This window comes from Glutamicibacter sp. V16R2B1 (genome assembly GCF_005774635.1).
Classification (GTDB): Bacteria; Actinomycetota; Actinomycetes; order Actinomycetales; family Micrococcaceae; genus Glutamicibacter; species Glutamicibacter creatinolyticus.
Genome location: NZ_VATX01000015.1, coordinates 379,937 through 402,485 on the forward strand (window position 1 = coordinate 379,937; position 22,549 = coordinate 402,485).

The 22,549-nt window shown below is 65.7% G+C and carries 25 protein-coding genes; 13 read left to right on the forward strand and 12 right to left on the reverse strand.

Features of this window, described 5'->3' with window-relative positions:
* Positions 1-14 precede the first annotated feature (14 nt).
* Together FDN03_RS11850 and FDN03_RS11855 are read right to left on the reverse strand one after the other, a co-directional pair.
* Positions 15-713 carry an RcpC/CpaB family pilus assembly protein gene (locus FDN03_RS11850; RefSeq protein WP_138177304.1) on the reverse strand — a complete coding sequence of 233 codons (699 nt, stop codon included), beginning with the start codon at positions 711-713 and terminating at the stop codon, positions 15-17.
* Positions 714-795: 82 nt separating this feature from the next.
* Complete coding sequence (locus tag FDN03_RS11855) at positions 796-1,440, reverse strand: 5-formyltetrahydrofolate cyclo-ligase (RefSeq protein ID WP_171021233.1); 645 nt, start codon at positions 1,438-1,440, stop codon at positions 796-798.
* A gap of 138 nt (positions 1,441-1,578) precedes the next feature.
* Here FDN03_RS11855 and FDN03_RS11860 point away from each other — a divergent pair, with 138 nt between their 5' ends.
* Positions 1,579-2,217: a GNAT family protein gene (locus FDN03_RS11860; RefSeq protein ID WP_138177308.1), complete on the forward strand. Its 639-nt coding sequence runs from the start codon at positions 1,579-1,581 to the stop codon at positions 2,215-2,217.
* Between the two features lie 158 nt (positions 2,218-2,375).
* Positions 2,376-3,248: a hypothetical protein gene (locus tag FDN03_RS11865; RefSeq protein WP_138177310.1), complete on the forward strand. Its 873-nt coding sequence runs from the start codon at positions 2,376-2,378 to the stop codon at positions 3,246-3,248.
* A gap of 82 nt (positions 3,249-3,330) precedes the next feature.
* Here FDN03_RS11865 and FDN03_RS11870 read toward each other — a convergent pair whose 3' ends face one another.
* A complete protein-coding gene (locus FDN03_RS11870; RefSeq protein ID WP_054821790.1) occupies positions 3,331-3,837 on the reverse strand; it encodes an Lrp/AsnC family transcriptional regulator in 507 nt (168 codons plus the stop codon).
* Positions 3,838-3,987: 150 nt separating this feature from the next.
* Here FDN03_RS11870 and FDN03_RS11875 point away from each other — a divergent pair, with 150 nt between their 5' ends.
* From FDN03_RS11875 to FDN03_RS11890, 4 genes are all read left to right on the forward strand, one after another.
* On the forward strand, positions 3,988-4,446 hold the full coding sequence (locus FDN03_RS11875; protein ID WP_138177312.1) for an NUDIX domain-containing protein: 459 nt from the start codon (positions 3,988-3,990) through the stop codon (positions 4,444-4,446).
* 54 nt (positions 4,447-4,500) lie between these two features.
* A complete protein-coding gene (locus tag FDN03_RS11880; protein ID WP_138177314.1) occupies positions 4,501-5,403 on the forward strand; it encodes a glycine betaine ABC transporter substrate-binding protein in 903 nt (300 codons plus the stop codon).
* 85 nt (positions 5,404-5,488) lie between these two features.
* Positions 5,489-6,709, forward strand: a complete 1,221-nt coding sequence (locus FDN03_RS11885; RefSeq protein WP_138177316.1) for a pyridoxal phosphate-dependent aminotransferase — start codon at positions 5,489-5,491, stop codon at positions 6,707-6,709.
* A 25-nt stretch (positions 6,710-6,734) separates the two neighbouring features.
* Positions 6,735-7,604 (forward strand): PPK2 family polyphosphate kinase, encoded by an 870-nt coding sequence (locus FDN03_RS11890; protein WP_249354528.1) that lies wholly within the window; start codon positions 6,735-6,737, stop codon positions 7,602-7,604.
* A gap of 113 nt (positions 7,605-7,717) precedes the next feature.
* Here the strand turns inward: FDN03_RS11890 and FDN03_RS11895 are convergent, their stop codons facing one another.
* Both FDN03_RS11895 and xseA read right to left on the reverse strand, forming a co-directional pair.
* Entirely contained in the window at positions 7,718-7,951 is a 234-nt protein-coding gene (locus tag FDN03_RS11895; protein WP_138177318.1) for an exodeoxyribonuclease VII small subunit, read from the reverse strand.
* Between the two features lie 62 nt (positions 7,952-8,013).
* Complete coding sequence (gene xseA / locus FDN03_RS11900) at positions 8,014-9,273, reverse strand: exodeoxyribonuclease VII large subunit (protein ID WP_138177320.1); 1,260 nt, start codon at positions 9,271-9,273, stop codon at positions 8,014-8,016.
* 204 nt (positions 9,274-9,477) lie between these two features.
* Here xseA and FDN03_RS11905 point away from each other — a divergent pair, with 204 nt between their 5' ends.
* The 5 genes from FDN03_RS11905 to FDN03_RS11925 all read left to right on the forward strand — a co-directional run bounded on the left by FDN03_RS11905 (position 9,478) and on the right by FDN03_RS11925 (position 13,439).
* Positions 9,478-10,575 carry a 4-hydroxy-3-methylbut-2-enyl diphosphate reductase gene (locus tag FDN03_RS11905; protein ID WP_138177322.1) on the forward strand — a complete coding sequence of 366 codons (1,098 nt, stop codon included), beginning with the start codon at positions 9,478-9,480 and terminating at the stop codon, positions 10,573-10,575.
* A gap of 94 nt (positions 10,576-10,669) precedes the next feature.
* Positions 10,670-11,755 (forward strand): redox-regulated ATPase YchF, encoded by a 1,086-nt coding sequence (gene ychF, locus FDN03_RS11910; RefSeq protein ID WP_138177324.1) that lies wholly within the window; start codon positions 10,670-10,672, stop codon positions 11,753-11,755.
* A gap of 168 nt (positions 11,756-11,923) precedes the next feature.
* Positions 11,924-12,184, forward strand: coding sequence for a type II toxin-antitoxin system prevent-host-death family antitoxin (locus FDN03_RS11915; protein ID WP_138177326.1), 261 nt, complete (start codon positions 11,924-11,926; stop codon positions 12,182-12,184).
* Entirely contained in the window at positions 12,185-12,439 is a 255-nt protein-coding gene (locus tag FDN03_RS11920) for a Txe/YoeB family addiction module toxin (protein ID WP_138177328.1), read from the forward strand.
* Between the two features lie 559 nt (positions 12,440-12,998).
* Positions 12,999-13,439 carry a YtoQ family protein gene (locus tag FDN03_RS11925; RefSeq protein ID WP_138177330.1) on the forward strand — a complete coding sequence of 147 codons (441 nt, stop codon included), beginning with the start codon at positions 12,999-13,001 and terminating at the stop codon, positions 13,437-13,439.
* Positions 13,440-13,641: 202 nt separating this feature from the next.
* Here the strand turns inward: FDN03_RS11925 and FDN03_RS11930 are convergent, their stop codons facing one another.
* From FDN03_RS11930 to FDN03_RS11940, 3 genes are read right to left on the reverse strand one after another with little or no spacing between them, the layout of a single operon-like run.
* Positions 13,642-14,409 carry an SCO1664 family protein gene (locus FDN03_RS11930; protein ID WP_138177332.1) on the reverse strand — a complete coding sequence of 256 codons (768 nt, stop codon included), beginning with the start codon at positions 14,407-14,409 and terminating at the stop codon, positions 13,642-13,644.
* Entirely contained in the window at positions 14,409-14,930 is a 522-nt protein-coding gene (locus FDN03_RS11935; RefSeq protein ID WP_138177335.1) for a DUF3090 domain-containing protein, read from the reverse strand. Before FDN03_RS11935 ends, FDN03_RS11930 begins: the two co-directional genes overlap by 1 nt.
* Positions 14,931-14,939: 9 nt before the next feature.
* The gene (locus tag FDN03_RS11940) at positions 14,940-15,647 is read right to left on the reverse strand and encodes a histidine phosphatase family protein (RefSeq protein ID WP_138177337.1); all 708 of its coding nucleotides are present in this window, start codon (positions 15,645-15,647) and stop codon (positions 14,940-14,942) included.
* 327 nt (positions 15,648-15,974) lie between these two features.
* Between FDN03_RS11940 and FDN03_RS11945 the strand changes: the two genes are divergently transcribed.
* Together FDN03_RS11945 and FDN03_RS11950 are read left to right on the forward strand one after the other, a co-directional pair.
* Complete coding sequence (locus FDN03_RS11945; protein WP_138177339.1) at positions 15,975-16,793, forward strand: endonuclease/exonuclease/phosphatase family protein; 819 nt, start codon at positions 15,975-15,977, stop codon at positions 16,791-16,793.
* A 138-nt stretch (positions 16,794-16,931) separates the two neighbouring features.
* A complete protein-coding gene (locus tag FDN03_RS11950; protein WP_138177341.1) occupies positions 16,932-18,071 on the forward strand; it encodes an XdhC/CoxI family protein in 1,140 nt (379 codons plus the stop codon).
* Here FDN03_RS11950 and FDN03_RS11955 read toward each other — a convergent pair.
* Genes FDN03_RS11955 through FDN03_RS11970 form a run of 4 tightly spaced genes read right to left on the reverse strand, consistent with a single transcriptional unit; the run spans position 18,045 to position 22,299 of the window.
* Positions 18,045-18,734: a nucleotidyltransferase family protein gene (locus FDN03_RS11955; RefSeq protein WP_138177611.1), complete on the reverse strand. Its 690-nt coding sequence runs from the start codon at positions 18,732-18,734 to the stop codon at positions 18,045-18,047. The two genes, FDN03_RS11950 and FDN03_RS11955, sit on opposite strands and share 27 nt — an antisense overlap.
* Entirely contained in the window at positions 18,715-20,787 is a 2,073-nt protein-coding gene (locus FDN03_RS11960; RefSeq protein ID WP_138177343.1) for a xanthine dehydrogenase family protein molybdopterin-binding subunit, read from the reverse strand. The genes FDN03_RS11955 and FDN03_RS11960 overlap by 20 nt, the downstream gene beginning before the upstream one ends.
* Positions 20,780-21,790, reverse strand: coding sequence for a xanthine dehydrogenase family protein subunit M (locus FDN03_RS11965; RefSeq protein WP_138177345.1), 1,011 nt, complete (start codon positions 21,788-21,790; stop codon positions 20,780-20,782). The genes FDN03_RS11960 and FDN03_RS11965 overlap by 8 nt, the downstream gene beginning before the upstream one ends.
* A complete protein-coding gene (locus FDN03_RS11970; RefSeq protein ID WP_138177347.1) occupies positions 21,787-22,299 on the reverse strand; it encodes a 2Fe-2S iron-sulfur cluster-binding protein in 513 nt (170 codons plus the stop codon). The genes FDN03_RS11965 and FDN03_RS11970 overlap by 4 nt, the downstream gene beginning before the upstream one ends.
* Between the last annotated feature and the right edge of the window lie 250 nt (positions 22,300-22,549).

Below are 22,549 nucleotides of genomic sequence, written 5' to 3' on the forward strand. Positions count from 1 at the left end.
CCGCCGGTCGCACCCTAGTTCACCAGCACGGCGGAAACCTTGCCGCGGGTGACCGCCCCGGAGAGCTCATCGGCCTGGGCCCCGTCGGCGGCCACCACCACAATGCCCTCCCCGGACGTGCCGGAGGCCGGCAACAGCCCCAGCGAATCACCCTCGCCGCGCTGCGGCACCCACAGCACCGGCAGGCGCCGGCCGATGGTGTGGGAGATGATCTCCTGTTCGAAGCCGTCCCCGCTGCTGAGCACGATATCCACCAGCTGCCCGGGGTGCAGCAGCTGAACGGTGGCCGGATCCGACAACCGGATCGGCACCGCCACACTGCCCGGCGGCATCCCGGTCAGCAGCTGTGGACCAATCAACACCTGTTCATTGAGCAATGCACCGGCCGGTAAACCCACCGCCAGGCGCTGGCCGATTGCCTGTTGCGGGTCATCGAGCAGCCCCGGGACCTGTGACAGGCCGCTGACCGGTGAGAGCACCACGTCCTGGGCCAGCAACTGGGACCCGGCGGGCTTCTCCATGGCCAGGGTCAGCACCTGCTGGTCGCTGGTCCTCTCCGGCGCCAGGGCGCTGAGCAGCGAGGCGCCGGCCAGCACGGCGAAGGCCACCGCCAACGGGCGGCGGTAGCGACGGAACAGCTCGGCCCGTGAGGATGCCGGGCGGCGGCGGGGACGCGGAATTCGTGGGGCACGCGGGGTGCGAAATCGGCTCATGGCCCCATGCCACCACCGCGGCCCCGGTTCCGGGCGCACGAGCCCGCGGTTTGTGGAGGATGCTAGGGGAGGAGGAGGATCCCTAGAACCCGTTGTCCAGGCGCCGTATCGCCGAGGGCGTGATCACCACGCCGACCGGACGGTCATGGCGGTCCACGGCGAAGGAGCCGGCCTCCACGAACTCGTCATCGCGCACCAGCGCCGCAATCCGGGTCTGGTAGCCATCAATCTTGGGCAGGAACCGGTCATAGTAGCCCCCGCCCTGCCCCAGACGCAGCCCGGCGCTATCCACCGCCAGGGCGGGGATGAACATCAGGTCTATCTCGGCAAACAAGCTGGCATCGTGGCGCGGTCCGACCGGTTCGTTGACCGGGGCCACCCGGCTCTGCACGATCTCGGTGCCCGGCTCCCAGCGGGTCCAGGACAGGACATGTCCCGGCTCGCACACCGGCAGATAGACCTCGAAGCCGCGCCCGGTCAGCTCCTGGAGCAACGGGGCCGTGTCCGGCTCGTCCGGGGAGGAAAAGTATGCCGCCACTTTCTTCGAATGCCCCTCGGGGGCCGCGTCCAGCACCTCCAGCACCCGCTGGCGAAGGAGGGCAGCCTCCTCGGCGCGCAGTTCCGGGGAGAGCCGACGCCGCTCGGCGCGAATCGCCCGGCGCCAGCTGGGCTTGTCCTGCGGCACGGGCGGGTGATGCTCCAAACGATGCGAAGGGTGCTGGCTCATGCAAGCTACTGTACCTTTTGTCCGCATCCCGCCCAGCCCTGCCGGGGTGGCGATTCGCCCTGGATCCACAGCGTCATATCGGTGGCCCTTCGATGTGTCAGGCGCGGCGCAGGGCCGGCGGCGGCATACGATACTCATATGTTTTCCTCCTGGCTGCCGCGTCCGGCACTGGACGTGCTTGAGTCCGACCGGTTGCTGCTGCGCGGGCTGACCCGGAAGGACTACGAGGCGTGGATGCACCTGCGCTGGGTCAACAGCCAGTGGCTGCAACCATGGGATCCCACCGACCCCGCCGGACGCACCCCCACCACCACCTTTCAACAGATGGTCCGCTCCCAACGCCAGTCGGCGCTGGAAGGGACCGGCTACTGCTGGGTGGTCACCCTGAAGGACCCGCACGCGGCCAACCCGCCGCTGATTGGGCAGGTGTCCCTGTCCGGGATCCAACTGGGGGCCGCGCGCAGCGCCTCGATTGGCTACTGGATTGATCACGGGCACGCCGGGTTTGGCTACATCCCCGAGGCGGTGGCCCTGGTGGGGGACTACGGCTACGCAAAGCTGGGGCTGCACCGGCTGGAAATCAATATCCGCCCCGAAAACGCGGCCAGTCTGCGGGTGGTGGAAAAGCTGCGGTTCCGTGACGAAGGGGTGCGCGAACGCTTCCTGCACATCAACGGGCAGTGGCGGGATCACCGCACCTTCGCGCTGAACCGCGAGGACTTCAGCGGGACACTATTAGAACGTATCAACGAATCCCGGCCCGAACCGCAGCCCTGAGTCGTGGTTTGCGCGCTGATGTGAGGCAACTGGGCAGAAAACTTGTAGACACACCGCGACATTTGACCAGCGCCGCGTGATCGGTTGCATAGGGTTAAATCGAGAATCCCTGACCTGGATTCAATGTTGACCGACCGGAATCGGTGATGGAGGAATCAATGGCTGCCACGTCGCAGGGTGCACCGCAGAAAAAAGTTTCAGCTGCCCAGCCAAAACTTCGCCTGCGCTATGGACGGTTGAGCGTGGCCCTCGTCGGCTTGCTGGCCCTGGTGGCGACACTGCTCACCGCGGTGCTGGCCCCGTTCACCTCGATCGGTTTCGGCCTGGTGTTCTTCCTCTTCGCCCTGGGAGCGGCCAGCTTCGCCACCCTGCGCACCATGGCCGTGCGTGACCGCAACCGCAAGCTGCTGCAGCGCATGGAAGCGGTACGTGAGCAGGCCCTGCACACCCCGGCCTTCGAGGACTCCAGCAACCAGGTCATCGCCAAGTCCGCGAAGGATGAGAAGGTTTTTGACGCCCGACCGGATTCCGGCCGTCGGGCTCCCTCGATTACCGCAGAGGAACTGCGTGCCGAGGCCCTGCGTGTGGCCCGCGGCGACGGTGGCGTGAAGCAGCCGGCCACCTGGGAACCGACCGAGGTGCCCAAGCCGAAGTACGTTGCCGTTCGCGAAGCCACCGAGGCCACCCGTCAGCAGGTCGCCGAGCAGGTTCGTCCCGAGCCGCTGCCGAAGGCCGAACCGCTGCGCCCCAGCGCAAAGATCAGCCTGAAGGCCTCCGAGGAGGCCCGCGAGATCGCCAAGCAGGTTTCCGCGGCAGACAAGGCGGCCATCGCCAAGCTTGACGCCGCCCGCGGCACCGCCGAGGAAAAGGCCGCCGAGACCCCGGTGAAGCCGGCCGCCAGCGAGGAAGCCGCCAAGGCTCCGGCAGCCAAGGCCGAGAAGGCCGCCCCGGCGCCCAAGGCGAAGACCGAGGCCGAGGGATCGAAGCAGCGGCTGAACCTGGACGCGGTGCTGCAGCGCCGCCGGGCCTAGCACTTCACCGCACCACGACACAGCAACGGGCTGGGAACCACTGGTTCCCAGCCCGTTGTCGTAGGTTTTAGCCGATGTACGGCTACAGCTGTTCGTCCTCACCCAGCAGCGGCCCACCGCTGCCCTTGTGGTGGCCAAAGACCAGCGTGGTTTCCGTGTGGCCCACCGACTCGTCCGTGGCCAGGTTATCCAGCACCCAGTCCCGCAATTCCTCGGTGGAGCGCACCGCAATGTGCAGCAGGTAGTCGGTGCCCCCGGAGACGTGGAACATGGACAGCACCTCGGGAAGCTGCGGGATGCGTTCACGGAAGCGGTCAATCTTCTCCCGGTCATGGGCCCGCAACTTCACCGAAATCAGCGCCTGCACGGTGCGGCCGACCGCGGTGAGGGAAATCTCCGCGTGGTATCCGGTGATGATGCCGCGCTCCACCAGCGAACGGGTGCGCAGCAGCGCCGTGGACGGGGCGATGCCGGCCCGCTGGGCCAGTGTGGCGTTGGAGATGCGCGCATTGCCGACCAACTCATCGATGATAATTCGGTCAATCTCATCAAGTTCGGTGTTCGGGTGTGAATCGGAGTGCGAAGACATAGCAACATTTCATCACACTCCCGCTTCCCCGGAATCCACCGGCCAGCCGCCAGCTGCCCGGCTCGACTGCCGGCCGCAGGATCCAATGTGCTTAAACGTTGCGGGTGCGCCGGAGGAAAACCAGGGTGGCGGATCACTATATTTGAACCTATGACGCGACAATCAGAATTCACCGGCGAGCTCTACGACACCCGGCTGGCCGCCTACTGCCTGGTGGAATCGGAGGGCCGTTTCCTGCTGACCCTGTGGGACATGCGTCACCGTGACAGCCACTTCATGCCGCGCTGGTCACTGCCCGGCGGGGGAATTGAACTGGGGGAGGACCTTGAGCAGGGCGCGGCGCGCGAGGTCTTTGAGGAGACCGGCTACCACGTGAAGGACCTGGTCCTGCTCGATGCCTCCACCGGGGTGATCCCGGCCGCCAAACGCTACGTGCAGACCGCGCACGCCATGCAGACCGTGGCGATTGTCTACCGGGCCAGCATCGGCGGCGGGTCGCTGCGCCACGAGGTCGGCGGCAGCACCAGCCGCGCCGAATGGTTCACCCGCGAGGAAATCAGCAAGCTGCCGCGCATTGAACGCGTCGACAGGATGCTGCGCCTGTACTAGAACACAGCGTGTGACCCGGCCAAACACCGGGTCGTGGCATAGGCTAAGGGAAGTATGAAACGTCGCAAAGTGTTGCCGGTCCTCTGCACCGGCGCGGTGCTGGTCCTGGGTCTCAGCGCCTGCACCGGCAACCCCCAAGACCCCGCACCGCCCACCGAAGCGGTCGAATTGCGCATGGCCACCCACTCCGAGCCCACCTACCGGGCGCTGGGGGCCATCTACGCCGACCAGCTGGAGCAGAAGGGCTACCAGGTCACGCTGCTGGACCCGGTGGCGGACCCGGCCGCTCAGGTCCTGGCCGGGCAGGCCGACCTGGTGATCACCAGCGCCGGCACCGCCGCCCACCAGGTGGCCCCGGCCAGGCCGGATACGAAGAACACCGACAGCGCGGTGCTCAGCCGTGAGCAAAGCGCCAAGATGATCGCCGGAGCGCTACCCGAAAACGTCCGCGCACTGGATGCCAGCCCCGGGGACCTGGGTTCGGTGCTGGTGATGAGCCGGGCGCAGCTGGCCCTGCAGGACGTGGAGGACTACAAGGAGCTGGCCCAGAAGTGCCCGTCCCTGAAGCTCGCCGCCCCGCAGGCCTCGGCCACCCTGCTGCGTGAGGGGCTGGATGGGGCCAACTGCTCCGCCGCCAAGGTGGAGGCCACCACCGCGGACCGCCTGCCTGGCATGTTGCGCAACGCCGAGGTGGACGGTGTGGTGCTTTCCCAGGCCGACGCGCTGATCGCAGACGAGGGCTTTGTGTCCGTGGCCGGCACCGAGGCGCTGTTTGACAGCGAACCGGTCCTCGCCCTGGGCGATGCGGACGTGGATGAGGGCGCGGCCCGCGCCATCAACGAGGTGACCGCGAAGCTGGATGAGGATACGCTCACCGCCGTGTCGCGCATGGCCCACGGCACCGAGCCGGCCAGCGCCGAGGACGTCGCCGAACGCTGGCAGTGGCTCTCCCAGTAGCCGCCCGGGCCGGTGCCCAACAAAGTTTGAAATGGAATTACGCGCCGCGAGACTTGCACCGTTGCGGCGTGAGAAAGTAGGGAACATGCCGGAATTTAAGCAGTCCACCAAGCTTCACAACGTCCTGTACGACATTCGTGGACCGCTGCTTGAGCACGCCCAGCGGATGGAGGCCGAAGGGCACCGCATCCTGAAGCTGAACATCGGCAACCCGGCCCCGTTTGGTTTTGAAGCCCCCGACGCGATCCTGGTGGACATGATCCGCAACCTGCCCAACGCCCAGGGCTACTCGGATTCCCGCGGCATCCTCTCGGCGCGCACCGCGGTGTCCCAGTACTACCAGACCCGCGGCATCCAGACCATTGGCGTGGATGACGTGTACCTGGGCAACGGGGTGTCCGAGCTGATCACCCTGAGCCTGAACGCGCTGCTGAACAACGGGGACGAGATCCTGATCCCGGCCCCCGACTATCCGCTGTGGACCGCCTCGGTGTCCCTGGCCGGGGGCACCCCGGTGCACTACCTCAATGACGAGTCCGAGGGCTGGCTGCCGGACATCGAGGACATGGAATCAAAGATCACCGCCCGCACCAAGGGCATCGTGATCATCAACCCGAACAACCCCACCGGGGCGGTGTACCCGAAGCAGACGCTCGAGGCGATCCTGGAGCTGGCCCGCCGGCACAACCTGGTCGTCTTCTCGGATGAGATCTACGAAAAGATCCTCTACGACGAGGCGGTGCACGTGAACACGGCCTCCCTGGCCGACGACGTACTTGTTTTGACCTTCTCGGGGCTCTCCAAGGCCTACCGGGTGTGCGGTTTCCGCTCCGGGTGGATGGCCATCTCCGGGCCGAAGCAGCAGGCGCGGGACTACATTGAGGGCATCAACCTGCTGACCAACATGCGCCTGTGCGCCAATGTTCCGGCCCAGCACGCCATCCAGACCGCACTGGGCGGGTACCAGTCGATCAATGACCTGATCCTGCCCGGCGGCCGGCTGCGCGAACAACGCGATGCGGCCTACGACCTGCTGACCGCGATCCCCGGTGTTTCGGTGCAGAAGGCCAAGGGCGCCCTGTACATGTTCCCGAAGCTGGATCCGCAGGTGTATCCGATCCACAACGACGAAACCTTCGCCCTGGAACTGCTCAAGGCCCAAAAAATCCTGGTGACCCAGGGGACCGCCTTCAACTGGGTGCGCCCGGACCATTTCCGGCTCGTTACCCTGCCCTCGGTCCGCGACCTGCAGGACGCGGTGGGGCGCATCGGGGAATTCTTGGCAGACTGGCGTTCCCACGCCTGACCAACTACCTGGAAGTGGTGCAACCATGAACGGCAACGTCGAAAACAGTGACCTGATCCTGGGGATGCGGGTTGGCGGCGAACCGCGCCTGGCCGAGCGCCAGACCGGCCTGCCGCGCTGGTGGCCGGTGCAGGCACCACAATCCAAGGCCGAGGGGAAGAAGGCCCTGGAGCACCTGGGCGAGCAGCTCTCCGATGATCAGGAAAAACTGTTCGCCTCGGCCATCGCCGGCGGCTCAAAGGATTCGGTGCTGCTGATCCTGCAGGGGATGGACACCTCCGGCAAGGGCGGCATCGTCCGCCATGTGCTGGGACTGGTGGACCCGCAGGGCGTCTCCCACCACTCCTTCAAGGCCCCGACCCCGGAGGAACAGGCCCACGACTTCCTGTGGCGCATTGAACGCCAGGTACCGCAGGCCGGAATGATCGGTGTCTTCGACCGTTCCCACTATGAGGATGTGCTGGTTCACCGGGTGCGGAAGCTGAGCACCGCCGAGGAAGTCGAATCCCGCTACGGGCGGATCAATGACTTTGAACAGCGCCTGGTGAACCAGGGCACCCGGGTGCTGAAGGTGTTCCTGCACCTGAGCCGGGAGGAGCAGTACCAGCGGCTGATGGCCCGCCTGGATGACCCAACCAAGCACTGGAAGTTCGCCACCGGGGACGTGGATGACCGCCTGCTGTGGGACGAATACCAGAGCGCCTACGAGATCGCGATCAGCCGGACCAACACCAAGGTGGCTCCCTGGTACGTGGTTCCGGCCGACCACAAGTGGGCCGCCCGGTGGTGCGTGGCCAAACTGCTGCAGCAGGTGCTGGGGGAGATCAACCCGCAGTGGCCGCAGGCCACCTACGATGTCGCCGCACAGCGGGCGCGGCTGGAAGCGGCGCACTAGCCAGCAGGCTGCCGCCGGAGTGCGGATCCGCGCCCCCCAGGCTGGCTCTGCCCGGCCGGGCAGCGGGGTGGTGGTGTGCCTCGAAGCAGCGCGCAGGTTGGTGGGTGGGGAACCTAGTCCTCGTCCTCCATGTCCTCAACCCGCCGCCGCGCCTGCTCCAGGCGCTGGGAAACGCCGTTGAGCCAGTTCTCGCAGTGCAGGGCCAGCGCCTCACCGCGCTCCCACAGCTTCAGGGACTGCTCCAGGCTGGCGCCGCCGGTCTCCAATTGGTTGACCACCGAGACCAGTTCCTCGCGGGCCTGTTCGTAGCTGAGCTGGACGATGTCTTCGGGGAGCTGCTGGGTCATTTTCATATCCTTGTCATTCACGGGCGTCTGGGAAGTTTCACATGGGGCGGCGCCAGGCGGGACTACGCCTCACGAGGTTCCGGGTGGACATCGCGCACCTGGGCGTCGAACCGGCCGGCCGCGACGCGCACCCGCACCGCCGCCCCCGCCTCCAGGACCGCGGCATCACGAATGATGGCTCCGGACGCGTCCTGGGCGACCGCGTAGCCGCGGTCCAGGGTTTGCTGGGGTGAGAGCGCCCGCACCTGGGTGGCCAGGTGGCGGATCTCGTCCCGTGCCCGGTCCACCCGATGGCCCAGCAGCTGAGTGGACCGCTCCCGCCAGCGGGAGAGGTCCTCGCGGCGGGTGGTGATCATGGTTTCGGGGAACGCCATGACCGGGCGGGCACGCAGCGATTCAAGCAGCTGGGCCTCACGCTGCAGCTGGTGGTTGATGGCCCTGTCCAGCCGGTCCCGGGCCTGGGCCAGCCCGGCAAACTCCTCCTGCAGATCCGGCACGATGCGCTTGGCCGCGTCCGTGGGGGTGGAGGCCCGAAGGTCGGCCACGTCATCCAGGATCGGGCGGTCCGCCTCGTGCCCGATGGCGGAGACCACCGGGGTGGTTGCGGCGAACACCGCGCGCACCAGCTCCTCACTGGAAAACGGCAGCAGGTCCTCCAGCGCGCCACCGCCGCGGGCAATGACAATGACATCGATTTGCGGGTCCGCATCCAGCTGGGCCAACGCCGCCATCACCTGGGAAGCGGCGTCGCGGCCCTGCACGGCGGTGTTGATGATCCTAAAGCGCGCCGCCGGCCAGCGCAGCGTCGCGTTGCGCACCACGTCCTTCTCCGCATCCGAATCGCGCCCGGTGATCAGCCCGATGGTGCGTGGCAGCACCGGCAGCGGCTTCTTGTGCTCCAGCGCAAACAGCCCCTCCGCGCCGAGCGCCTGGCGCAGGCGCTCCAGCCGGGCCAGCAGCTCGCCGAGTCCCACCGGGCGCAGGTCGGTGGCGTTCAGCGACAACCGTCCGGTCTTGGTGTAGAGATTCGGCTTCACCCGGGCCACCACGCGGGAGCCCACCTCCGGCTTGGTGGCCAGCCCGCGCATCACCGAGGCCCACACGGTCACCGAGAAGGAGTAGTCCGCATCCACGTCGCGCAGCGTCAGGTAGGCGTGCCCGTTGCGGATATTGGCCTCCAGCAGCTGGCCCTCCACCCAGGAGATGGGGGAGTTCTCAATATGGGCCTTCAGCTTCTCGGAGAGCACGCGCAGCGGCCACGGGTTCTCCGGGCTGGTTTCACGGGCCGTGAGCGGCATCGTGTCCGGGGCACGGGATTCCATTCGCGCTTCTCCTCACCTGGGTCCGGGGCGAATAAGGCCTGGACCGGCCCCGTTCGCACCTGTGACGCTACACCACCGCACCGACAATTCCCTGCCGCACGGCGCCCTGGTCTTGCCTGGCAGAGGCCAACCTCACAGGCCCGTGGCGGTGGTGCGCATCATATGAGCATGGGCTTACTTGCGTCCACTTCGTAGACTAGTGCCATGGCTACTTCCACTTCCATTCCGGTTTCCCTGCCGATGCCCCGCATCCCGCGGACCCGACGTTCACCTCAGGAGATCGCCGACGCTTCGCCGAATGTGAACCAGCGCAAGGTGCTGTTGGCTGCCCCGCGCGGCTACTGCGCCGGGGTGGACCGTGCCGTGGTGGCGGTGGAAAAGGCGCTGGAGCACTACGGCCCGCCGGTGTACGTGCGCAAGCAGATCGTGCACAACCTGCACGTGGTCTCCGAGCTGGAGGCGCGCGGGGCGATTTTCGTGGAGGAAACCGATGAGGTGCCCGAGGGCGCCCTGGTGGTCTTCTCCGCCCACGGCGTCTCCCCGGCCGTGGTGCGCTCCGCCGAGGACCGTGGTCTGCAGACCATCGACGCCACCTGCCCGCTGGTGACCAAGGTGCACCGCGAAGCGGTGCGCTTTGCCAAGAATGACTATGAAATCCTGCTCATCGGCCACGAGGGCCACGAGGAGGTGGAGGGCACCTACGGTGAGGCGCCGCACGCCACCACCATCGTGAACAACCCCGAAGAGGCCGACACCGTCCAGGTGAAGAACCCGGACAAGCTGATCTGGCTCTCGCAGACCACCCTGAGCGTGGACGAGACCATGGAGACCGTGCGCCGGCTGCGGGAGCGTTTCCCGAACCTGCAGGACCCGCCCAGTGACGACATCTGCTACGCCACCACCAACCGACAAGTGGCCATCAAGACAATTGCCCCCAAATCAGATCTGGTGATCGTGGTGGGCTCCTCAAACTCATCCAACTCGGTGCGCCTGGTCGAGGTGTCCCTTGACTACGGCGCCAAGGCCGCCTACCGGGTGGACTTCGCCCACGAAGTAGATGAGTCCTGGTTCGAGGGAGTCTCCACCGTGGGTGTGACCTCCGGGGCCTCCGTGCCCGACGTGCTGGTGCAGGAAGTGCTGGAGTTGCTGGCCGAATACGGTTTTGGGGACGTGGAAGAAATCACCTTGGCCGAGGAGGACATCGTCTTCTCGCTGCCCAAGGAAATCCGCGGCAAGCTCAAGGAAGCTGGGGATGACTCCCGCGCCCTGGGCGGACGCGGCACCCCCACCACCTCGCGTTAAGCGCGCACTGCCCGCCCGGCTCCGCCACGCATCAAAAGGTGCGCGGCGCACCCAGTTCACCTCTCACCCCTAGCAAAAGGTAGAATCGTCTCCCGTGGCTCTTACTATCGGAATCGTCGGACTGCCCAACGTCGGCAAGTCCACCATGTTCAACGCGCTGACCCGTGCCCAGGTGCTGGCGGCCAACTACCCCTTCGCGACCATCGAACCCAACGTCGGTGTGGTCCCGCTGCCCGATGAGCGGCTGAAGGTGCTGGCCAAGATCTTCGGCTCCGAGCGCATCCTGCCCGCGACCGTGTCCTTCGTGGACATCGCCGGCATCGTCAAGGGCGCCAGCGAGGGTGAAGGGCTGGGTAACAAGTTCCTGGCCAACATCCGCGAGGCCGACGCCATCTGCCAGGTCACCCGCGCGTTCGTGAACGACGACGTCATCCACGTCAACGGCAAAGTGGACCCGGAGTCGGACATCGAGACCATCGCCACCGAGCTGATCCTGGCCGACCTGCAGACCATTGAGAACCAGCTGCCCCGCCTGGAGAAGGAACTGCGCGGCAAGAAGATCGACAAGTCCTTCATGGACAACGTGCTCGCCGCGCAGAAGGTGCTCGAAGAGGGCAAGACGCTCTACGCCGCCGGCGCCGCGGCCGGAGTCGACCTGGAGGAAATCGCGTCGCTGCAGCTGATGACCACCAAGCCGTTCATCTACGTGTTCAACACCGATGAGGCGGGCTTGGCCGACACCGAGATGCAGGCCAAGCTCTCCGAGCTGGTGGCCCCGGCCGAGGCGATCTTCCTGGACGCCCAGTTCGAGGCCGAGCTGGCCGAGCTGGAGGAAGACGAGGCCGTGGAGATGCTCGAAGACGCGGGCATCGAGGAATCCGGGCTGGACAAGCTGGCCCGGGTTGGCTTCGATACCCTGGGGCTGCAGACCTATCTGACTGCCGGCCCGAAGGAAACCCGTGCCTGGACCATTCCCAAGGGGGCCACCGCACCGGAGGCCGCCGGGGTGATCCACACCGATTTCCAGCGCGGCTTCATCAAGGCCGAAGTGGTCAGCTTTGATGACCTGGTCGAGGTCGGCTCCGTTGCCAACGCCAAGGCCGCAGGCAAGGCGCGCATTGAAGGCAAGGACTACATCATGAAGGACGGCGACGTCGTGGAGTTTCGGTTCAACGTCTAGCGTCTGGAAACAAGAAGTAAGCAACTTTTGAGCAGTGCGAGTCTACTTGAGTCTGCCCGGCGAGTACGGTGAGCACAGTTGTCGCCGATCTCCGTGCCCGAGGTGACTCGACAAAGGTGAGTGGTACCATAAATAAGTACCACTGGTCCAAATGGGGAGGATGCCATCATGTCCATCAGCGCAAGCGAGGCGCGCAAGACCTTGTTCCCTCTCATTGAGCGCGTAAATGAGGACCGTGATGCCGTTGAGATCGTTTCCCGTAAGGGCAACGCTGTTCTGATGTCGGCCGACGAATATGCTGCGTGGCAGGAAACCGCCTACCTGTTCCGCTCGCCGGCCAACGCCCGCCGGCTGCTCGATGCCTACGAACGTGCCCGCGCCGGAAAGCACGAGGTTCACGACCTGGATCGCGCCGACGAGGAATCCTGAGTGCGTCTAGTCTGGGACGAGTCAGCTTGGGAGGACTACAAGCACTGGCAGACTGCCGACCGGAAGATCCTGAAGCGCATCAACACTCTCATCGATGCCTGTTTGCGCGAACCGTTCTCCGGGATCGGCAAGCCCGAGCAGCTAAAGTACGGAGCGCAGGGCTCGTGGTCACGGCGCATCACCGATGAGCACCGGCTCGTCTACCTGGTGGAGGATGAGGACCTCGTGATTCTTCAGGCCCGCTACCACTACTGACCCAGTGACTTTACACGAGGGCACATAGCGAAGTTACGGTCCTCAAACTGATTCGACGCTCGCCGGGATCAGTGGGAGATAGCTCTTTGCGCGGCGGGACGGCCGGGCGGTTCACTTGCTTGCCGTGAAGATCTTGGGGCCATCACACGCAGACGATTGGTACGCGTGTACGAGGCCCTGCTATGAGAAATTCGGCTTCCTCTCTCCCATAAAGAAGAGCCTAAGAGGTGAGGGTACGCGGTTCCTCGGCACGCTGAACACGCTGCTGCCGTTAAGAAAGAGAGTCCGGGCGTAGTCGTTGCTACGTTAAGGCCCGGAAGTAATTCGATCGCATTCACGGCCACGGTTAGTTCATGACGACGCGTATAGCCAGTCGTCGATGGCTTTGGGCCGGGCTCCGGAGTTTTCGCCGATCTGCAGCGATATTGCAGATGAAAGCGCTCCGATGACAGATGATGACGTGCGTCTCATGATACCGGTGGCGCAACTCACTAGGATGGGTGGTTGATCCAGTGGATCAGCCCACGTCCGTTTATCTCGAATCTAGGAGCCTTGAATAATGAGTTTCAACGTCTATCTTTCCGGAGAGATCCACACTGACTGGCGCGAGGAGATCCAGCGCGGTGCCGAAGCAGCCGGCTTGGACGTCGTCTTCACCGCACCGGTGACCGACCACCCGGCCAGCGATGCCGCCGGCGACTATCTGGGGGAGACCTCCAGCCAGTTCTGGCGTGATCACCAGTCCTCCAAGATCAACGCTATTCGTACCCGCACCCTGATTGAAAAGGCGGACTTCGTCGTCGTTCGATTCGGCGACAAGTACAAGCAGTGGAACGCAGCCTTCGATGCCGGTTACTGTGCGGCGTTGGGCAAGCCTTACGTGACCCTGCACGATGAGGATATCGTCCACCCGCTCAAGGAAGTTGACGCCGAGGCCCAGGGCTGGTGCAAGACCACCGACCAGGTAGTGGAAACACTGCGCTACGTGCTCCAGGACTGAACCGGGGAATGACTCCGCGCGGGGTAACCAACCTGCCCCGGGCAGAGCGGTGATCTCAGGCGCCGGCCTCGTTCCACGATTGACGGACCTGGGTCCTGGGATAACACCCTTGGGCGCGACAGTGTTCGAGCGCTTTCCCGCCCGGCTGATGCCGGTGATTGGGGCGGGGCGCGTTTGAAGCTGTTCGGCGTGACGCGTGGCCTCAGAACAGCGGCCAGGGCACTGCCGGCATCTGGCCGCGTGGGGCTGGAAACTGTCCTGCCATGCTGATCTGCAGGCATCGCCTCGCCAACGCGGCGATCTCCTCGGCGCTCAACAGTCCCTCCAGCCTTTGGCCGAGTTCGCCGGAAAGCGCCTGGTTCACTCGCTTGATCCCCGCCACCTCTTCAGCGCTCAGGGATTCACCCCACCAACCCCACAGGACCGTGCGCAGCTTGTGTTCATGGTGAAAGGTGAGTCCGTGATCCACACCGTACCGGTGTCCATGGGGCATGGCCAGAATGTGGTTGCCCTTGCGGTCGGCATTGTTGACGATGGCGTCGAATACCGCCATGCGTCTTAGCTCGGGGGTGTCCTCGTGGATGAGCACGATGATCTGTCCGCTCTCATCCTGGCCCTTGAGAACGTGCTTCCAGCCGTTCTGCGATACTTGATGCTCCGGCAGTAGGTCTACGGGGCTCTGCTCGGGATCGGGTTCTTTCCACAGCTGCACCATCCCCTCGCCCAGCGGCCCATCGCGCAGCCAGGTGTGCGGCACGACGTCCCACCCGAGAGTTTGTGAAATCAGGTAGGAGGCAACCTCCCTGTGGGCCAGCGACCCTTCAGGAAAATCCCACAGCGGCTTTTCTCCTGCGATGGGTTTATAGACGACCTGCGTCTTGCCGATGCTGCCCAGGAACGTGGCGTTCGATGCGCTCGTGATGCGGCCGGTGAGACGCAGCTCGGCTTTCACCAAGTCCGGTGTAGGCATCAGAGATCTTCAGGAGCGCAGATGTGCCCCTCGGGATCCATCGGGTAACCACAGCGAGGGCACATCGGCCGGCCGGCCGCCACGATCTCGCGGGTGCGTTTTGCGAAGGCACGGGCCGTTCCAACCGGTATGCGTACGAGCAACATTTCTTCCTCTTCAGCGCTCTCGTCCTCGCTCAGTGGGTGGAACTCCATGACAACTTGGGCTGTGGAGGGGTCCCAGCCCAAAGTAATGGCACCGAGGCGGAACTGCACCTGGACGTCTTCTAGAGGCTCATTATCGACAAGCTCGATGGGAGTCCCCGACGGCACACTGAAGCGATTGCCTGCAACCGTGCTCAACTGGTCAAGGACCTCGTCAATTTTTTCCGCGAGCGCAGCTGATTGCTGTTTCTCCAAGGCCACGGACACCAGTTGCCTACCGGCGCGCACCTGCAGATAGAATGCACGAGACCCCGGCGAACCGATGGCGCCAACGACAACACGATCTGGCCAAGAAAACTCGTGAACACGTGTAGACATGTGTGTATTCTAGGCCGATTTGGTCGATGATGTCTGGTGTCCCGAGCCGCCACCCACCGCAGCATCGCCGGCGCTGATTCCCTTGGCCAACCAAGACAAATCGCCAGCCTCGGTATTGATCGCGTACACGCTTGGGCGAGGCCCTCCGTACCGCACAATGGAGACCGATGCCGGGCCCACGTTGATGCGCTGGAACAGGTCCAGATGCATGCCCAGCGCGTCGGCGAGCACCGACTTGATGATGTCGCCATGACTGACTGCCGCCCAAACGGCATTGGGTCCATGCTCGGCCTCGAATGCCGCATCATGGCGACGGATCGCGGCCACCGAGCGCGACTGCATCGCGGCTAGGGACTCGCCATCCGGAAACGTCACGGCGGAAGGTTGCGACTGCACCACCGACCACAGGTTTTCGGTCACAAGCTCGCTGAGTTGGCGGCCCTGCCACTGGCCGTAGTCACACTCGGTCAAGTCGGGATCAACGGGAGCATCCGGTGCCTGGCGTTGGCGATCAAGGATGAACTGGCTGGTCTGCCGGCACCGTTCGAGGGGACTGGACACGACTGCGGCAAGGGGGACCGCTGCCAACCGTTCTCCGGTCAGGGCCGCTTGATCCCGTCCGGTTTGGTCCAAGGTGACGCCATCCATCCGTCCGGCCAACATCCCAGTGGCGTTGGCTGTGGAGCGGCCGTGCCGCACGAGTAATACTGTCGCCATGCCTTCAGCCTAATCATTCGGTGCGCGCAAACCCACCGGCATGCAGATCATGCCAGCGTGGCTGACTTGATCGGTCGCCTGCCGTGGCGGGCAGCCGACAGGGCACAGCTCTAGGAATCGACGTGGCATCACGAACGTCTCCTTTTGCCGAGCCGGCTTTTGGAGGACAATCGACGAATAAAGTCTCTGCAACCATTGGAACAGGCGTTTTCTGAGGAAAGCAGGAACCCCATGGGCCCCGGTGTCTCCGATGCCAACCTTGGCTGTGGCTCCTCGGGGCCCTTGGCGGCAGTGGTGGGCAAGAGAAGGCCCCCGGCATTGCATGTCATGAGCTGGAACATTCGGCGCCGCATGCAGTACCTCTTCCAACGCGAAGCCGATCAATGGAGGGTGAGGGCGCCTCGACTTCGCGCACTGCTGGAAGCGGAGCAGCCTGCCCTACTGGGGGTGCAGGAGGCCCTTGCCGATCAAGTGGATTTCCTCATCGAATCCTTGGGCGGGACCTATCGAGCGATCGGTCATGGGCGGGATCGTCGACGAGCAGACGAACAAGGCCCGATCATCTACGATGCCCAAAGAATGGAGCTGCTTTCCTGGGAACAAAAGGCCCTGTCGAATCACCCGGCCCAACCCGGCTCGATGTCCTGGGGAAACCTTGTTCCCCGGGTACTCATCGAGGCACTTTTCCAGGACCGTGGAACCGGCCAGCGCCTACAGATGATCAACACACACTTCGATCATCTGTCCGCGCATTCTCGGCTCCGCTCCGCTCAGGTGATCGCCCGGCTGGTGAGGGGCAGCGAGCACCCGACGGTTGTCACCGGTGACCTCAATGCACGTCCTGGGTCGGCGCCGTTGGCCCAGTTGCTCTCCGAAAATACGCTCCTCGATGCGCTGGACGCCGCACCACGACGGGTGGCTACACAGTGGGGAACGTTCGCCGCCTACCGTGCACCGACATCCCGGCGTCCCCGGGTTGATTGGATCTTGGTGTCCCCAGATCTTCTGGTCCACTGCGCAGGCATCAACGGAAGGCAACACGGCGGGGGATGGGGGTCTGATCATCTGCCCGTGCAGGCGGTAATCGAAGTGCCCATTGCCGGCCTGCCGCATCCCCACCCTGAGCCTGGCCAGCACCAAGCCTGAACCTCACCGTCGGTCTTTCTTGGTCGTTGGACGGAACGGCACTGTCTCCGGCGGGACGCTGGGCCTTCCGGTTATCGCTCTCTTGAAGAAAGCTGCGAGCGGCTATGCCTGCGCTGAAGCCAGGATAGGCTGTGCACTGTGCTGGACATTCTGTTTGCCGCACAGCAGCGGCTCTTCGACCTAGACAATCCGCGGGATGTCGCGGTCGCGACCATTGTCGCGGTCCAGGGCTCCGCCCCTCGGCCCATCGGAACCTCCATGCTCGTCGACTCGACGGGAGCAGTCCGGGGTTCCCTGAGCGGAGGGTGCGTCGAGGGCGCCGTGTTCGAGGCCTGCCAAGACGCCTTGGCCAGCGGTGAGCCGGCCGTACACACCTTCGGGTACAGCGATGAGGACGCCTTCGCGGTTGGCCTGATGTGCGGCGGGGCCATCGAGGTCCTGGTGCAGCCCTTCCGCGCCGGGGGGTGGGGCCTGGCCCGGTCGGCCAGCCAGGCCGACCCGGTGGCGGTGATCATGCCGCTTCCCTCCGCAGACAGGGAACACGCCAGCCACGCCGTTGAAGTTCGGGCCAACGACGAGAACGAGCTGCTGGCCGCTTTGGAACCACTGATTCCACCCGCGGCATTGCCTGCGGCTGTCAGTCAGACGGCGGCCATGATCCGTAATGAGCGGACGGGAACCGTGCGGATCGCCGTCCCGGGGGATAACCGGGTACAGCTCGAGCTGTTCGTTGAAAGCCGGGTAACTCCGGCACATCTGGTGGTTGTCGGGGCGAACGCCTTCGGGCAGGCGCTGGTGGAGGCCGCCCGGCCGCTGGGCTACCGGATCACCGTGTGTGATCCGCGCTCCGCGTTCGCCGATCCCGCGGCTTTTCCCGGCGCCGAGGTGGCGCAGGCCTGGCCGCACCATTTTCTGGCTCGGGCCGCCGACGCCGGGGACTTGGAAGCACGCAGCATGATCTGCATTCTCACCCATGATCCAAAAATCGACATTCCGGCGTTGCAGTTCGCGTTGGGGCTGGGGGTCGGCTACGTCGGGGCGATGGGCTCACGACGCAGTGACCGCGACCGGCGCTGCGCCCTGCGGCAGGCGGGCGTGGATGACCAGGCACTGGAGCGCTTGCATTCCCCAATAGGACTGGGATTGGGCGCACAGACCCCCGCCGAGGTGGCCGTCTCGATCCTGGCCGAGATCCTGGCCGTTCAAGGCGGGCAAGCGCAGATCCTTCCGCTGAGCCACGGAACCCAGCCGCTACACCCCAGTAATCCCGGGGGTTGAAGCCGCGCCCGGGGATCCGACCCACCGCGCAAGATCCGCCGGGACGTCCAGGTCTGCACCGTCCTCCAGGTCCGAACAGTCAATGAGGTCGACCACGTCACCGCGCTGGCTGAGCAGTTTGCGGGCTCCCACGTCGGCGTGGGCCGCGGCGCTCGCTGCAGGGCACCAGGACGCGTCGAAAAGAACCGGGTGGCCGCGGCGCAGCCGCCCGTCCGGATCCTGGTGGGCCGCCGCAGTGATCCGCCCGAGCCGGTGGGCGGCGATGATCCGGCCGACTTCCGCGGTAGTGATACCCGGACGGTCCACGGGGGTCACCATGACATTCCGGTGAGATCCGATGGCCTGCAGCCCGCAGCGCAGGGAGGTGCCCATGCCCTGCCTCCAGCGGGGATTGTGGACCGTGCGCACCCGGGCCTCGCCGGCCAGGGCCTTCGCGACGTCCTCGGCTCCGGCGCCGGTGACCACCACGATCTCGGAACAACCCCCGGCGAGCAGGGTTCCGGCCAGTGCGGCCACCAGCGGAACCCCGTCGATCTGCAGCAGGGCCTTCGGCCCCCGGCCCAGGCGACGGCCTGCCCCGGCGGCCAGCACGAGCCCCACCGGGCCGGGCGGTACCGGAGTCAGGCCGGGCCCACGGCGCGGCTCATCGCGGGAGGAACGCATCGCCAAACAACGGAAGCTCCCTGACCCGCACCCCGGTGGCGTTGTAGGCCGCGTTCGCGATGGCGGCGGCCGCGCCCACTATGCCGATCTCGCCAATGCCGCGGGCACCGACGGGGCCGGCCAGTGGATCCTCCTCATCCAGCCAGGACACCTCGATTTCGGGTACGTCCGCGTTGACCGGGACGTGGTACTCGGCCAGGTCGTGGTTCACCACGTGTCCAAACCGCGGATCCAGTTCACTCTTTTCATGCAGCGCCATGCCCAGACCCATGGTCATCCCACCGATGAACTGGGATCGGGCGGTGCGCGGGTTCACGATCCGCCCGGCCGAGAAGACACCGAGCATCCGGTCCATCCGGATTTCACCGGTGGATTCTTGGATTCGCACCTGGGCGAACTGGGCGCCGAAGGAGTGCATCGCCCATTTTTCGGCTGCCGGGTTCTTCTTGGCCTCGCCCTGGGCCTCGGCCCCGACCGCCGGGTCGCGGCCGTGCTCGGTGCGCAGCGCCTCGGCCCCGGCGAGGACCGCGGCGCTCCAACTGGCCAGGCCGGTGGAACCGCCGGCCACCGTGGCGTTGGGCAGGCTGGTGTCACCGATCTGCAGCTGAATCTGCTCCAGTGGAACCTGCAGGGCGTCGGCGGCGACCTGTGTGAGAGCGGTCCAGGTACCGGTGCCCAGGTCCGCGGCGCCGATGGTCACCTGGTAGCCGTCCTGTACACGCCGGATCCGGGCGACGGATCCGGGCTGTCGGCTGGCCGGGTAGGTGGAGGAAGCCACGCCCAACCCGATCAGCCACCCGTTCTCCCGCCGGGTGCCCGGCTGTGCGCTGCGCGCGGCCCAGCCAAAGCGCCTGGCACCTTCGCGCAGACAGTCCACGAGCCGGCGCTGGTTGAACGGCAACCCGGTGTCCGGGTCGGTCTGTGGGTCATTGCGCACCCGAAGCTCAATGGGATCGATGCCGCAGGCCACGGCCAGCTCGTCCATGGCAATCTCCAGGCCCACCATGCCCGGAGCCTCCCCGGGGGCGCGCATCCAGGACGGGACCGGCACGTCCAGGGGGACCACACGCTGGGTCAGCCGGCGATGCTCCCCGGCGTACATCATGCGGGCCGGTTTGGACGCCTCCTCCGGGAATTCCTTGGTGTGGGAGGACATTGACAAGGCATCAAAACCAAAGGCGGTGATTTGCCCGTCGGCCCCGGCACCCAACCGGATGTGCTGCAGGGTTGGGGCACGGTATCCGGTGATGGAGAACATCTGCTGCCGGGAGACCGCATACTTCACGGTGCGTCCGGGCAGTGCGCGGGCGGCCTGCGCGGTGAGCATCATGTCCGCGTGCGGCACGCCCTTGGACCCGAATCCGCCACCCACGTGCGGGGAGATGATGCGGATCTGTTCCGGGTCCAGTCCCAGCACCGGGGCAATCGCCGTCCGGGCGGGGTGTACGCCCTGGGTTGAGGTCCACAGCGTCAGCGCGCTGCCGTCCCATTTGGCCACCGTGGTGTGCGGCTCCATCGGGTTGTTGTGTTCCATTGGCGTGCTGTACCAGGCGTCTATGCTCACCTCGGCCTTGGCGAAGGCGGCATCGAAGTCGCCCTCGGTGACATCACCCCCGCCGGACTGCGGCTTCTGCGCCCCGGGATGGTCCTTGCGCAGTTGGACGTCGTGGTCTTCGCGTTCATAGCCGACTTCGATAAGGTCCGCGGCGCTGCGGGCCTGCTCGGGGGTGGTGGCGATGACCGCGCCCAGGTACTGCCCCCGGAAACGGACCTCGGGGGACTGCAGGATCGCCAGTTCACCGTCTTCCGTGTCCTTGAGGGCCGGAGCGTTCAGGGCGGTGAGTACGTGCACCACGCCCTCGGCCGCCTCGGCCGCCGCAGTGGACAGGTTCACCACCTTCCCACGGGCGATTTCGGCCTGGACCGGGTAGAGGAACAGGGGGTCTTCGACTTCATGCTCGTAGGCGTAGGGGGCGCGGCCGCGCACCTTGTCCGGGCCGTCCAAACGCACCGGTTGGGTCCCGATTGAGGAAACCTTCAGCGGATCACTCATGGTCGGCCTCCTGTACATCCGTCAGTTCTGCGAGCACCGTGGTGATGGCCCCACGGGCCATCTGGACCTTGAAGGCGTTGCCCGCTACCGGTTCGGCGCCTTGAAGTTCGGCGTCCGCCGCCCGCCGAAAAGCCTCCAGGCTCGGTTCGCTGCCGCGCAGGATCGCCTCGGCGCGTTCGGCACGCCATGGCTTGTGCGCCACCCCGCCCAGGGCAATGGCCACGTCGCGGATCAGCGGGGTCGACCCGGAGTCATCGACGTCAACCAGAGCGGCCACCGATACCAGGGCGAAGGCATATGAGGCGCGGTCGCGGATCTTTCGGTAGGTGGAGCGTGCACCGGAGGGCGGCGGCAGTTCCACCGCGGTAATCAGCTCCCCGTGCTCCAGCACGGTGTCACGTTCGGGATGATCTTCGGGCAGGCGGTACAGCTTGCTGATCGGGATGCGCCGTTCCCCGTCCGGCCCCCACACCACCACGGTGGCATTCAGGGCGGTCAGGGCGACCGCCATATCCGAGGGGTGGGTGGCAATGCAGTGTGGTGAGGCACCGAGGATCGCGTGATAGCGGGTATACCCGTCCAGGGCAGAGCAGCCGCTACCCGGCTCCCGCTTGTTACACGCAGTGGATAGGTCCTGGAAGTACACGCAGCGGGTGCGCTGCAGCAGATTCCCGCCGGTGGTGGCGGCGTTGCGCAGCTGTCCCGAGGCACCGGAGAGCAGCGCCCGGGAGAGTACGGGGTAGTTCCGGCGGATCAGCGGGTGGGCGGCCGCGTCGCTGTTGCGCACCATGGCGCCCAGCCGCAGGCCCTGGTTCTCCAGTTCTTCCACCTCGGTCAGGTCCAGGCGGCTGATGTCCACCAGCAGTTCGGGGGTGGTGATTCCCAGCTTGAGGTGGTCAACCAGGTTGGTGCCGCCGGCCAGGAACTTCGCCTTGGGATTCCCGGCCAAGGCCGCCACGGCTTCGTTGGGGTCGCTCACGCGCTGATACTCGAAGGGTTTCATCGCGGATCCTCGGCAGCCTGGCGAACCGCGGCCATGATGTTGATGTAGGCCCCGCACCGGCACAGGTTCCCACTCATCCGCTCGCGGATTTCCGCGTCGGTAAGTTCCACCGGTGCCTGCAGGTCCTCGGTGACCACACTGGGCGCCTGGTCGGCGGCCTCCTGAATGACCCCGGCGGCCGAACACACCTGTCCGGGAGTGCAGTAGCCGCACTGGAAGGCGTCCTGTTCCAGGAACGCCCGGTGCAGTCCGGAGAGCTCACCTGCCTCGGTCAGGCCGTCGGCGGTGGTGATCTCGGCTCCGTCGTAGGAGAGCGCCAGCGCCAGGCATGAGTTCAGCCGCCGCCCGTTGACCAGGACCGTGCACGCGCCGCACTGACCGTGGTCGCACCCTTTCTTCGCAGACATCACCCCCAGCCGGTCGCGCAGTGCGTCGAGCAGGGTGGTTCGGGGGTCCAGGGGCAATGTGTGCTCCTGGCCGTCGACTGTGAAATGTAACTGATGCCCCACGGAAAGTGCCTCCAGACGGCGTCGTCGAATGCTGATCAATCTAACGCCTCGGAAGCTGCCGGGCAAGGGTGGACGGACAAGCCGCAGGGTTCTGCCAGTCGCACCCCGGCCGGCTGGCCGATCTGAGCAACAAGTCCGGGCGGTCAACGGCGGTTTGGCGGTGATGACCTGTAGCTACGTGCGTACCCCGTATGGAAGCCGAGCCACATCAAGTATGTTCAGGAACCCCAAGCTGGAGAGCCACCAACAC